13 protein-coding genes are annotated in these 13,213 nt (G+C 38.1%); all 13 read left to right on the top strand.

All coding sequences use genetic code 11. The annotated features are described in order from the left end of the window. The first annotated feature begins 179 nt into the window (after window positions 1–179). The 13 genes from rpmE (at window position 180) to KKC91_04535 (ending at window position 13,212) form a co-directional block, all read left to right on the top strand. The gene (gene rpmE / locus KKC91_04595) at window positions 180–377 is read left to right on the top strand and encodes a 50S ribosomal protein L31 (protein ID MBU0477829.1); all 198 of its coding nucleotides are present in this window, start codon (window positions 180–182) and stop codon (window positions 375–377) included. Between the two features lie 164 nt (window positions 378–541). Then, window positions 542–1,600, top strand: coding sequence for a peptide chain release factor 1 (prfA, locus tag KKC91_04590; GenBank protein ID MBU0477828.1), 1,059 nt, complete (start codon window positions 542–544; stop codon window positions 1,598–1,600). Next, a complete protein-coding gene (prmC, locus tag KKC91_04585) occupies window positions 1,597–2,463 on the top strand; it encodes a peptide chain release factor N(5)-glutamine methyltransferase (protein MBU0477827.1) in 867 nt (288 codons plus the stop codon). Before prfA ends, prmC begins: the two co-directional genes overlap by 4 nt. A 54-nt stretch (window positions 2,464–2,517) precedes the next feature. After that, complete coding sequence (gene gspE, locus KKC91_04580) at window positions 2,518–4,242, top strand: type II secretion system ATPase GspE (GenBank protein ID MBU0477826.1); 1,725 nt, start codon at window positions 2,518–2,520, stop codon at window positions 4,240–4,242. A gap of 1 nt (window position 4,243) precedes the next feature. Continuing rightward, entirely contained in the window at window positions 4,244–5,308 is a 1,065-nt protein-coding gene (locus KKC91_04575) for a type IV pilus twitching motility protein PilT (GenBank protein ID MBU0477825.1), read from the top strand. Next, window positions 5,301–7,025, top strand: a complete 1,725-nt coding sequence (gene tadA, locus KKC91_04570) for a Flp pilus assembly complex ATPase component TadA (protein ID MBU0477824.1) — start codon at window positions 5,301–5,303, stop codon at window positions 7,023–7,025. Before KKC91_04575 ends, tadA begins: the two co-directional genes overlap by 8 nt. Window positions 7,026–7,028: 3 nt before the next feature. After that, the gene (locus KKC91_04565) at window positions 7,029–8,300 is read left to right on the top strand and encodes a type II secretion system F family protein (protein MBU0477823.1); all 1,272 of its coding nucleotides are present in this window, start codon (window positions 7,029–7,031) and stop codon (window positions 8,298–8,300) included. A gap of 145 nt (window positions 8,301–8,445) precedes the next feature. Further along, a complete protein-coding gene (locus KKC91_04560; GenBank protein MBU0477822.1) occupies window positions 8,446–9,810 on the top strand; it encodes a sigma-54 dependent transcriptional regulator in 1,365 nt (454 codons plus the stop codon). Next, window positions 9,794–11,017 (top strand): hypothetical protein, encoded by a 1,224-nt coding sequence (locus KKC91_04555; protein MBU0477821.1) that lies wholly within the window; start codon window positions 9,794–9,796, stop codon window positions 11,015–11,017. Before KKC91_04560 ends, KKC91_04555 begins: the two co-directional genes overlap by 17 nt. Window positions 11,018–11,140: 123 nt before the next feature. Continuing rightward, complete coding sequence (locus KKC91_04550) at window positions 11,141–11,545, top strand: type II secretion system protein GspG (GenBank protein MBU0477820.1); 405 nt, start codon at window positions 11,141–11,143, stop codon at window positions 11,543–11,545. Between the two features lie 10 nt (window positions 11,546–11,555). Next, complete coding sequence (gene gspG, locus KKC91_04545; GenBank protein MBU0477819.1) at window positions 11,556–12,083, top strand: type II secretion system major pseudopilin GspG; 528 nt, start codon at window positions 11,556–11,558, stop codon at window positions 12,081–12,083. Window positions 12,084–12,268: 185 nt separating this feature from the next. Continuing rightward, window positions 12,269–12,784, top strand: coding sequence for a GspH/FimT family pseudopilin (locus KKC91_04540; GenBank protein MBU0477818.1), 516 nt, complete (start codon window positions 12,269–12,271; stop codon window positions 12,782–12,784). After that, a complete protein-coding gene (locus KKC91_04535; protein MBU0477817.1) occupies window positions 12,784–13,212 on the top strand; it encodes a prepilin-type N-terminal cleavage/methylation domain-containing protein in 429 nt (142 codons plus the stop codon). Before KKC91_04540 ends, KKC91_04535 begins: the two co-directional genes overlap by 1 nt. The last annotated feature ends 1 nt before the right edge of the window (window position 13,213 follow it).

The following is a 13,213-nucleotide window of genomic DNA, read 5'->3' as shown; positions in this document are numbered from 1 at the left end:
TATCAATTATTAATTTTAAATTTTGAATTAAAAAGGCAATTAAAAATTAAGAATTCAAAACTAAGAATTAACAAAGCTATAATAGCTTTGTTAGTAGTTTCAGTCAATAAGTAATTGAAGCGATATAAAGTGTATGTTATCATTATCTCCAGTTAAAACAAAATAAGGGAAAAACTATTATGAAAAAAGGTGTTCATCCAGAATATTATGAGACTACTATTACATGTGCCTGTGGAGAAGTTATCAATACACGTTCTACAAAAAAAAATATCAGAGTAGAAATTTGTTCAAAGTGTCATCCCTTTTACACAGGTAAACAAAAGTTTATTGACAGTGCTGGAAGAGTTGACAAATTTAAGAAAAAATATAATCTCTAAATAAAAAAGGGCAAATTCGAAGCACGAAGCACGAAATACGAAACAATATCAAATAACAAAAATACAAATGCTCAAAAACAATGTTTTGGATTTCGAAAATTTAAATTTAGGATTTGTTTCGAGTTTCGGATTTAGGATTTCGGATTTTCTTTCAACGGAGTATTATGTTATTAGACAAATTAGATAATATTAAAAAGAGGGGTGATGAACTTACTGAGTTAATGAGTGATTCTCAAATTATATCTAATAGAGGCCAATATCAGAAGTATGCCAAGGAATACACTGATATAAAGGACACAATAAAGGAATATGAAAAATATAGGGAAATTTTGAATGATATATCGAAGCACAAAGAGATTCTCTCAAACCCCGCTGAAGACAAGGATTTTCTAGAACTAGTTAAATCAGAGATAGCGGATTTGGAAGCTAAAAAAGAGAAGATAGAGGATAATCTACGGGTATTACTGGATCCGGAGGCGCGCGATTGGAACAAAGATATTATTATGGAAATACGGGGTGGGGCTGGTGGAGATGAAGCCAGTCTTTTTGCTGAAGACCTATTTCGTATGTATGGTAAGTATGCTGAAAAGAAGGGATGGAAGATAGAAATTTTGTCATCGCATTCAAGAGAATCGGGCGGTTTTAGAGAGGTGGTTTTTGCGGTAAAAGGAAAGAATGTTTACAGAAGATTGAGATTTGAAAGTGGAACACATCGTGTTCAAAGGGTTCCGGTTACTGAGACCAGCGGCCGCATTCACACATCTACAGTTACTGTGGCAGTGCTTCCTGAACCTGAAGATGTTGAAATTAAAATAAATCCGCAAGAATTAAAAGTTGATACATTTAGGGCATCAGGAGCTGGAGGGCAGCATGTCAATACAACAGACTCAGCAGTTAGAATAACCCATATACCAACGAATCTAGTTGTTGAATGTCAGGATGAAAGATCACAGCATAAAAACAAAGTTAAGGCAATGAGAGTATTAAGAGCACGCCTGCTCCATAAAGTTAGGGAAGATCAGCAAAAGCAGATTTCTCAGGATAGAAAAAAACAAGTTGGTACAGGAGACAGAAGCGAAAAGATTCGCACGTATAATTTTTCCCAAGCGCGAATCACAAATCATCGCATAAATTTTACTTCTCATAAGCTTCAGGCTTTTCTTCAAGGTGATATGGATGAATTGATAGAAGCTGAATTATCAGTGGGTTTTAAGCGGGATTGAAGATTAAAGAATTAGTTCTTCGCACAACAGATTATCTTGCAAGGCATAATATTCCCTCTCCTCGTTTGGATGCAGAGGTTTTGCTATCATATCTCTTAAAGAAAGAAAGAATATTTTTATATCTTAATTGGGATAGTATTCTTAAAAAACACACCATAGACATTTTTAGAAAACTTGTTTTAAAAAGGTCAGAGCACGTACCAATTGCGTATTTAATAGGGCATAAAGAGTTTATGTCCATTGATTTTGAGGTAAATGAAAAAGTATTAATTCCTAGGCCTGAGACTGAAACATTAATTGAAGCAACGTTAAAGAAGATGGCGCTTCAACCAAATAGAGAATGGGTAGCAATTGATATGGGAACAGGTTGTGGAAATATAGCAGTTGCTCTTGCCAAAAGTCAGAATATCAGGATCTATGCTTCTGATATCTCGGAAGATGCATTGAATATCTCCAAAAAAAATGCAGAAAAAAACAAAGTAGAAAAGTCAATAAGATTTCTTTGTGGAGACTTGTTCAAGAGTTTTGATGGTCTAAACCTCGCCGAAAAGATTGATTTTATTGTATCAAATCCTCCTTATGTTTCTTCATCGGATTTTGAGAAATTACCTATTGATATAAAGCAATACGAACCTAGAATCGCTCTTGATGGTGGAACTGATGGTATTGATTTTTATCCTGAACTAGTTAAAGGTGCAGAGGAATTTTTAAAACCAAATGGGTTTCTTATTATGGAAATAGGATATGGACAGGTTGAAGGAATTAAAAAACTTGTTTCCTTAAGAGGCACATTTTTTACTCCCGAAATTGTCAGAGACTACGGAGGCATTGAGAGAGTAATTATATGCACACGCCATTCTTGACATTATGTGTTTCTTTAGGTAGAATTTGCACGACCAATTTTGGAGGCATGCGAAGTGGGGGAAGATAGAAGGAAATTTCTGGGAGAAATACTTCAGGACATAGGTTTGATCTCAGAAAAGAAGTTGGAGACTGCTTTAGCGGAGCAGCGGCAGACAGGTGAAAGACTTGGGAATATACTAATAAAGCTTGGATATATAGATAGTGAAGGGCTTTGTAAGGCATTAGCTTCGCAATTCGGTCTGAAAACGATAAATATATCTGAGTATAATGTTGCGCAGGAAGTGATAGATAAAGTTCCTTCATCAGTCGCAAAAAAACATAAAATTGTACCTTTAAAGTTTGAAAATAATACTTTAACAATTGCTATGGCTAGTCCACTGAATCTTCTTGCATTGGATAATCTAAGAATAGTACTGAATTGCGAAGTTGAAGGATTGTTAGCTACAGAAGAACAGATTGAAAGTTCCCTGGAAAGATATTATGGTGTCAGGGAAGAAACAATTGACAGCATGCTTCAAGAGTTGAGTGAACAGGACATAGATTTTGTTAGTGGTGAAGCTGCCGAGGAAGAAGAAGGGATATCTGATGAAGCGCCAGTTATAAAATTGGTCGGTTTATTAATATTGGAAGCACTTCGTGCCGGAGCAAGCGATATACATATTGAGCCTTTAGAGGATAGATTTAGAATAAGATATCGTGTGGATGGAGTGTTGCATGAAGTACCCGCTCCTCCTAAGAGACTGGAGAAATCCGTGATCTCCCGTATCAAGATTATGTCCGGTATGAACATTGCAGAAAAGAGACTTCCTCAGGATGGTAAAATAGGATTAACTTTATTGGGGAAAGATATTGACTTGCGTGTATCGGCACTGCCTGCGATACATGGGGAAAGTGTCGTATTAAGAATCCTCGATAAAACCAGTTTATTACTGGGCATGGCTGAACTTGGGTTTTTAAAGGAGGATATGAAAAGATTTGAATCTCTGATTGCATCGCCTAATGGTATTATTCTTGTCACAGGTCCAACAGGTAGTGGTAAAACAACAACTCTTTATGCGGCTCTCAATAAGATAAATCAGCCGGACAGAAAATTAATAACAGTTGAAGACCCTGTTGAATACCAATTAACAGGGATCAATCAGGTTAATGTAAAAAGCGAAATTGGACTGACATTTGCTAATGTTTTAAGGTCTATATTGAGACAGGCTCCGGATATTATAATGATTGGAGAGATTCGCGATAATGAAACAGCGGAAATTGCTATAAGATCTGCTTTAACAGGACATCTGGTGTTCTCTACGCTTCACACTAATGATGCTCCCAGCGCAGTAACACGGCTTATTGATATGGGAATAAAGCCTTTCTTGGTGGCTTCATCGATTCAGGCAGTTCTTGCACAGAGATTGGTCAGAACAATCTGCCCAGAATGCAAAGAAACATACACTCCAAGGGAAGATGAAATTTTACAATTAGAAAGGGCATTTAAGAAAAAAGATATGGGTAAAACACAGTTCTATAAAGGTAAAGGGTGTCCAAAGTGCTCTCATACAGGTTATAAAGGGAGGATAGGTATTTTCGAATTGTTTGTGCTTAATAGTGAAATTCGTGCGTTGATTCTTAAGAGGGCTTCAAGTTCACAAATTAGAGAAAAGGCGTGTGAATTTGGTATGAAGACTCTAAGGCAAGACGGATTGGAGAAAGTTGTAATTGGAATGACTACGCTTTCTGAGGTGGAACGAGTAACTCAAAAAGATGTAGAATTGGAAGGAGCAGTATAAAATGGAGATGAATGAACTGCTGAAAATCGTTGTAGACAGGAATGCTTCTGACATACACTTAGTAGTAGGTAAGCCTCCTGTTTTGCGCATAGATGGAAGACTGGATGTTCTTGATTTTGAGGAGCTGACAAACGAGAACACGGAGAAGTTAATGAAAAGTATTACCTCAGAACATCATCAGCAAAAATTACAAGAGATGGGAGGAACAGATTTTGGTTTTTCTTTTGGAGATATAGCAAGATTCCGTGTAGCTATTTATAAAGAAAGAGGGAATACTTCAATTGCAATGAGACTTATACCTATGAAGCTTCTGACATTTGAGGAGCTAGGATTGGCAGAGCAAGTTAAACAGCTTATGTACAGACAGCGTGGTCTAATTCTGGTGACTGGTCCAACTGGTTGTGGTAAGACAACAACACTTGCCACAATGATTGATTATATAGCGAGAAATAGAGATGCTCATATAATAACAGTTGAAGATCCTATAGAGTATTACCACACTCATCACAATGGTGTTATGTCTCAGAGAGAATTGGGGGTGGATGTCCCTTCGTTCTCCGAAGCTCTTGTCAGGGCACTAAGACAGGATCCAGATATTATAATGGTGGGAGAGATGAGAGACCTAGCTACAATGGAGGCAGCTATTTCAGCCGCAGAAACTGGGCATCTGGTATTTGCAACCTTGCATACAACAGGCGCTGCAGCTACAATTGACAGAATAGTAGATGCTTTTCCTACTGCGCAGCAGGAACAAATAAGGACACAATTGTCTGAGTCTCTTGTGGCAGTAATTTCCCAGCAATTGATTCCTAGAACCACAGGGGGAAGAATAGCATCTTATGAGATAATGGTTGCTACTTCAGCTATAAAGAATTTAATAAGGGAAAAGAAGAGCTATAGAATAATTTCATCCATTCAAACAGGGAAAAAGCTTGGCATGAAAACAATGGATGATTCTCTAACAATGCTTTACAACAGTAAAATAATAAGCTATGAAGAGTATATTACGCGTTGTTATAGTGTAGCAGATGCTGAAGCGAAGGCTGGAGAGACGGGAAATGTCTAGCAAAAAGAAGCCTATTGGACAGTTATTACTTGAGAAGGGGCTAATAACATCTGAGCAGTTAGAACTTGCTCTGAATGAGCAACAAAAATCCGGCGGCTTGCTTGGCAGAATTTTGGTAGATCTTGGTTTTGTGACAGAAGCAGATATCTTGTCTACATTAGGGGCGCAAACCGGAATGCCTGCTGCAAATCTACCTGAAATGAATATCCCTCCAGAAGTTTTGGAAAAGGTTTCAGCTCCAATCGCGAAAGTATATAAGATTATTCCTGTAAAAATGGAAGAGAATATTCTGTATATAGCTATGTCGGATCCTTTAAATATTAACGTCTTAGACGATTTGCGGTTCATGTTAGAATGTGAAGTAAGGGGTATGGTAAGCAATGAGAAAGATATTGAAGAGGCTATTTTTAAATATTATGGGGAAAAAACAGAGACTGTTCAGGACGTGTTAAAAGGCATGGAAACAGGAGCCATAGAAATCAAGGGGAGCATTGAGGATGAGGATGAAGATGTTCATGATGTAGCAACTCTTCAGGAGCTTGCGCATCAGGTTCCTGTAGTTAAATTGCTTAATTTAGTGCTTATTCAGGCAATAAAGGATAAGGCTAGTGATCTGCATTTTGAGCCGTTTGAAGACCAATTTAAGATCAGATATCGTGTGGATGGAATGCTTTATGAAATGATTCCGCCGCCTAGGCATTTGGCTTTAGCAGTAACTTCCAGGATTAAGGTCATGGCAGGAATGGACATTGCAGAGAGAAGATTGCCCCAGGATGGAAGAATCCAGCTTAATATGGGTGGAAGAGAAGTAGACCTTCGTATATCAACTTTACCAATAACTCATGGAGAAAGTGTTGTGATACGGATATTGGATAGAGGAGCCGTTATGCTCTCTCTGGAGCAGGTAGGGCTTTTAGAGGAAGATTTAAGGATATTAAGAAATTTAATTAAAAAGCCTAATGGCATTATTCTCGTCACAGGCCCAACAGGATGTGGCAAGACTACAACTCTTTATTCTGCTTTAGGAGAAATTAATTCTCCGGAAGACAAGATAATTACCACAGAAGACCCTGTTGAGTATGATTTGGCAGGTATTATACAAGTGCAAATAAGGGCCCATATAGGTTTAACTTTTTCCAAGTGTCTCAGAAGTATATTGAGACAGGATCCTGATAAGATTTTAGTAGGAGAGATCCGCGATCTGGAGACTGCAGAAATGTCTATTCAGGCTTCACTTACAGGGCATTTAGTGCTGAGCACGTTACATACTAATGATGCAGCTAGTACGATTGTCAGGCTTATTGATATGGACATTGAGCCTTTTCTTATAACATCAACGCTGGAGGCTATTGTTGCGCAACGACTTGTTAGGAAAATATGTTCTAGCTGCAAAGAAGAGTATTCTCCAGATGTGAAAGAATTATCCTTAATTGGACTTAAGTCTGGGGACGTGAAAGGCAAGAAGTTTTATAGGGGCAAAGGATGCGAAATATGCAATGGTATTGGATATAAGGGGCGAATAGGTATTTTTGAGATACTTGTTGTTAATGATGAAATAAGAACTCTTATTGTTGATAAGGCAACTGCTGGTGACCTTAGAAAAAAATCTCACGAAAAAGGGATGTCAATGTTGAGGGAAGATGGATTAAGGAAGATATGGATGGGCATCACTACCATTGAGGAAGTAGCAAGAGAGACACAGGGAGTGGAGATATAGTATATGGCTGTTTATGCTTATGTTGCGATGAATAATCGCGGTAAAGAGATAAGTGGAAGTGTTGAGGCAGAAACTTCTACTTTGGCAATATCCCAGATAAGAGATATGGGATATTTCCCTACGAAGGTTTATGAAAAGTCTCCAGCTTCTGGTACTTCAACATCTGCTAAATCAGCAAAGGCTGGTAGTCCTACAAGTATGAATATTCAGATTAAACTGCCAGGAATTGGTGATAGAATAAAACCCAGACAGTTAGCAGTTTTTGTCAGACAATTGGCAACCTTGCTTGGCGCAGGGCTTCCTTTATTGAGGAGTCTTAATGTTCTGAAGGATCAGGCTAAACCTGGTATTATGAAAGAAACTTTCTCAGGGATAGCTGCAGATATTGAAGGAGGTGCTACGTTTTCAGATGCGCTTACCAAATATCCCAAAAGCTTTTCAAAACTTTTTGTTAATATGATAAAAGCTGGTGAAGTTGGCGGGATTTTAGAGGCAGTTTTGGAAAGGTTGGCCGAGTTTTCAGAAAAAGAGGAAGCATTAAAAAAGAAGATTAAATCTGCTATGGTTTATCCTATACTCGTTACTGTTGCGGCTGCAGGAATACTTACTTTTTTGATTATAGTAGTTATACCAACCTTTAAAAAGATGTTTGAAGATTTTAATACAGAGTTGCCGGGCGCTACTGTAATGCTGCTAAAAATGTCGGATGTTTTCAAGGATTGGAGAAATATTCTTGTTGTTCTAGGATCATTAGTTGGACTATTTATAATATACAAGCTTATTAGAAAAACACGGAAAGGGCTGTATTATTCAGATAAACTTAAATTGTATATCCCTATTATTGGTCCTTTGGCCAGAAAAACAGCTATTGGCAGATTTGCAAGAACATTTGCAACCCTGATCGGAAGCGGGGTTCCAATACTTCAGGCGCTTACAATTGTAAAGGATACATCAGGCAATGACGTGATAGCTCAGGCAATGGCGTCTGTTCGTGATAGTGTCAGAGAAGGAGAATCAATAGCAGGCCCCCTTCAAGCAAGCGGGATATTTCCGCCGCTGGTTACCAATATGGTGGATGTTGGAGAAGAAACAGGAGCCTTAGATAAGATGCTGCTTAAAGTAGCAGATGCTTATGATCAAGAAGTAGATGCCGCAGTAGCAGCTTTGACAAGCGCAATAGAGCCAATTATGATTGTAGGTATGGGGGGGGTTGTGGGTTTTATAGTTGTTGCGTTATTCTTACCCTTAATTAAGCTGGCTACAGCGATTGTATAAGGAATGAACAAATCCGAAATCCGAATATTGAAACTCGAAACAAATTCTAAATTCGAATTTTCAAAATCCAAAACATTGTTTTGAGTATTTGTATTTTGGTAATTTGATATTGTTTCGTATTTCGTGCTTCGAATTTTAAAATATTATGCAAAAATCAAGAATTTTAGTTGTAGATAATGAACTAAATATGCAGAAGACACTTTCTGCTATCCTTCATCAGCATGGCTATGATGTCAGAGTATGTGGCGATGGAAAAGAAGCCATAGAAATTTTAGATACCGAGCAATTCAATTTAATAATCACTGATATAAAGATGCCTTGTATGGATGGAATGACTCTGTTGTCAACCGTGAGAAAGAAGAACAATGAAACGCCTGTTATAATTATTACAGGGCATGCTACAGTGGATTCAGCAATTGATGCAGTAAAGCTTGAAGCTTATGATTATATAAAGAAACCATGCATGCCAGAGGAGATTCTTTTCTCTGTGCGTAGGGCGGTAGAACACGAAAAGCTGATAAGCGAAAATTCGTATTTACATAATCAGCTGAAAGAAAAATTTAGCTTTAGGGGATTAATAGGGAATAATAAGAAAATGCAGGAGGTCTATCAGCTGGTGCAAAAGGTCTCTAAAGCCAATGCTGCTATACTAATAAGAGGGGAGAGCGGAACTGGTAAGGAGTTAATAGCCAGTGCAATTCACTATAACAGTCAGCGTAAGAACAACAAGTTTCTTGCTATAAATTGCGGAGCTTTGCCGGAGAATCTGTTGGAAAGTGAATTATTTGGTCATGAGAAAGGCGCATTTACAGGTGCTATAAGCAGTAGAAAAGGAATATTTGAGGCGGCTGATAAAGGGACTATTTTTCTTGATGAGATAGGAGATCTTTCTTTAGACACACAGATGAAATTATTGCGCGTTCTTCAGGATGGAGAATTTAGAGGAGTGGGAGGGACTCGGCAAATTAAGGTTGATGTGAGGATTATAAGCGCAACTAACAAGAATTTAGAAGCCCGTATAAAAGAGGGCCTGTTTAGGGAAGATTTATATTACAGAATAAATGTAATTGCTATTGACATGCCTCCTCTTAGAGAAAGGAAAGATGATATAGCTCTTTTAGTAAAGCACTTTTTAGAAAAGTATAATCCCCTAAAATCCAAGGGAGTAGTGCCTAAACGAATTTCTTCTGAAACCATGGATTTGCTTGTAAATTTTGACTGGCCGGGTAATGTTAGAGAGCTGGAAAATGTAATTGAACGCGCAGTAACCTTGCAGGAAGGGTCATGTATTCTTCCTGAGGATTTGCCTGCGGGGATAGGTTTTCAACCTGCCCACATCCCTGCAATTACAGGAGAGAAATTTCGTGAAGCACGAACTGCCTTTGAAAAGGGGTTTTTAATCAATATATTAAAAAAGACAAATAGAAATATATCCCTTGCTTCAAAGAAAGCCGGCATAAGCAGGCGCCATTTCTATGAGAAGATGAAGTTATATGGAATTAAAAGATAAACTTTTTTCTCTGTTTTCGCGGCTTGCATACCTATTTATACTAACCGGGTTAGCCATTTTTCTTATATACGTTGCTGTGATTGTATGGAAGGCTCCTCTTCTTCAGTACAGGGATTTTTTTATTGCAGTTATCTTTTTTTCTCTGGGGGTTGTTGCCTCTATCTTTATATGGAAAATTATCATTCAGCCGATATTTGGATCTTTGAACAAAGGGTTGCAATCCACAGCCTTGAACAGGGGGTTTAAACCCCCTGTTCAAGAACCCCTTATTCAAGAGAGGAGCTTGCAACCCCTTGTTAACTCAAGGGAACAGCTTAAAAAATGGTCTCAGGAGCTAGAAAAAAGAGTAGAGGATAGGACGGCAGAGCTAAAGAAGCTCAACAAGGAATTGCTTGATACAGAGTTTGAACTTATGGAGCGGGACAAGCTCTCCTCTATGGGAGAAATATCGGCAAAGCTGGCGCATGAAATCAGGAATCCTCTTGCGATTATTAATAATGCAGCGTTTTTTCTCAAAAATGCTTTTAAGAAGCAGAGTTCTGGAGTATCAGAGCAAATTGGAATTCTTTTTCAAGAAACAGACCGCATTAATAAACTTGTTACTGATTTACTCCAGTTTTCCAGAATTTCAGTATCCAAGGATAAGGATGTGGATATGATTGATGTTAATGAGGTGCTTGACGATACGCTGAGTTCTTTTGAGAGCCAATCAGAGGACATTCAGAAATTTTCAGGCATAAAAGTAGAGAAAAAATATGCTATAAGATTACCAAAGATAAAAGCCAACCCAGATCAGTTGAAACAGGTATTTTTGAATATAATTGCTAATGCCTATCAATCTATGGGAGATAGTGGGAGACTTACGATATATACAGATGCTGACGCAGAGGCATCTCGAATAGAAATTGTTTTCACTGACACAGGCTGTGGGATTGCGCCTGAAAATTTAAAGGGAATATTTACTCCGTTTTTTTCTACAAAAGAGACGGGAAAGGGGACAGGACTTGGACTTTACATCTGTAAGTCATTAATAAAAAGTCTTAATGGAGATATCTCCGTTCAATCGGAAGTTGGAAAGGGAACAAGTTTTACTGTTAGTTTGCCAGTGAGAAAAACCGCACACATGGGAAGGGAAAAGCACGAAATTCGAAGCACAAAGCACGAAACAATATCAAATGACCAAAATACAAAATTCAAAACAGTTTGAAATTTCGAAAATTTGAATTTAGAATTTGTTTAGGATTTCGATATTCGGATTTCGGATTTGCTTTTAATAATATTTGGCATAAATGTTGCTTTATAGTAATATGGGGATGAAAAGGAGGTGGAGATGGAATTCAAAATTAAAAATTCAGAATTAAAAATTGTCCCGAAAGCTTTCGGGACAGGCTGCCGTGGTTTCACCCTTATTGAGTTATTGGTTGTAGTGGCAATTATCACATTGCTTGCTTCAATAATAGTGCCTAATTATTTTAAAGGACTTGAGAAATCCAAGATGGGAAAGGCGCAGGCAGATGTGGTGCTCTTAAGAAAAAGCGTTGATCTTTTCAGAGCTGATAATGGCGGAGACCTTCCTGCGAGCATTGCTGTTCTTGTATCGGGGAAATATCTAAGCAAAGCAGTTCCGAAAGATCCCTGGGGAGGAGATTATGTATATACACCAGCAGAGGAAGGAGGCAGCTACACAATAACTGATGGAAGCAGCAAGGGCATATCAGAGACAATTAATTTTTAGAGGAGGGGAAATGAAATTTAAAATTAAAAATTCAAAATTAAAAATTGTCCCGAAAGCTTTCGGGGCGGGGTTCACGCTTATTGAGCTTTTGGTTGTAATAGGCATCATTGTGCTTCTTGCAGGTATTGTAATGCCGAACTTTATGAAGCAGATTGACAAGGCGAAGAAAACACGTGCAAGAGCGGACATTCACAGCCTTGAGAACGCGTTAGCAATGTATCAGACGGATTATGGGATATATCCAGGGCAAAGTGGAGAAGACTTACATGGTAGTATTAATGTAAATGGAAATATCCCTGAATTAGAGAGAATGTTACAGGCAGTAGGAACTAATGGACGCGGACCTTATCTTTCAAAGGATATTCCCAATGATCCTTATGGAACAAAATATCAATATAGAGCCCCTGGAGACACCTCTGCTACTTACCATAATCCACTTAATAATCGTAGTTATGATCTCTGGTCTTATGGTAAAGATAAAACCAATGACAGTGGTGGAGATGATGATATAACATGTTGGGATACGGGGACAGACTAAGAATGGCAAATAAAAGATTAAATTCGAAGCACGAAGCACGAAATACGAAACAATATCAAATGACCCAAATCCAAATGTTCAAAACAGGGTTTAGAATTTTGAAAATTAGAATTTTAAATTTGTTTCGAGTTTCGATATTCGGATTTCGGATTTGTTCTACTCGCGCTTTTACAGCAGTGGAATTAATGATAGTGCTTGCAATCATGGGCATTATGCTTGTTGCGGCAATCCCCTCCTTTGTCCAGTTTACAAGAAATTCCAGGATAAAGAGCGGAGCGCAGATGGTTGTTTCCGTTCTTCGCACTGCGCGCAGTCATGCGATAAAGAGAAGAAAAAAGTGCGCGGTTCTTTTTAACTTCAATACGGATGCACACAACCTTGGATACGCGGTAAAAATTTACTGGGATCCTGATGACTATGATGAAGGAGGCTCTGTAACTAACTGGAAAACTTTGCCTAAGACAATAATTATGACAGATGGAGTAACTGGAGGTTTGCCTGTATACAGTCCTAATGGGGTTCCATTTCCGAATGATTCAGATCCAGCTGCTCTTACTGTAAAATACATTTATTTTACACCTACAGGTGGGGCATCAAAGACTGATGGGTCAGCAATTTTGATTAGTGATGGAACACATGAAGACACCTCATGTATTGGAATAACAGGAATTACAGGCAGGATAAAAACGAGTAGAGAATAATGAGTGAAACGAAGATAATGTTTAGAATTTTGAGAATTAGAATTTTAAATTTGTTTCGGATTTGCTCTACTCGTGCTTTCAGTCTTCTTGAACTTGTTATTTCAATGGCTATTCTGTCTATCGCTCTTCTTGGACTTATTCAAATGTTCCCTGTAGGTCTCAGGGCAAGCAAGCATGCTGGTGATCACACAATGATGACATTTCTCGGTCAGCAGAAAATGAGTGATATTGAGCAGAGTAAACCCATAGACAGCACAACAAGTAACACAATTTTTTCAGAATATCCTTCGTTTTCATGGGTACGGACAGTTACTAATCTTAATAATCTTATGAATGTTGAGAATCTATACAGGGCATCTGTATTGATTTATTCCAATGATGGAGGCGATACCAGAATTGAGGAATTTACAACGCTTTATGTTAAGTAAA

The sequence above is a fragment of the bacterium genome, assembly GCA_018812485.1.
Lineage (GTDB): Bacteria > JAHJDO01 > JAHJDO01 > JAHJDO01 > JAHJDO01 > JAHJDO01.
The sequence above is the reverse complement of the archived record's forward strand: the minus strand, read 5'-3'. Positions and strand labels throughout refer to the sequence as shown.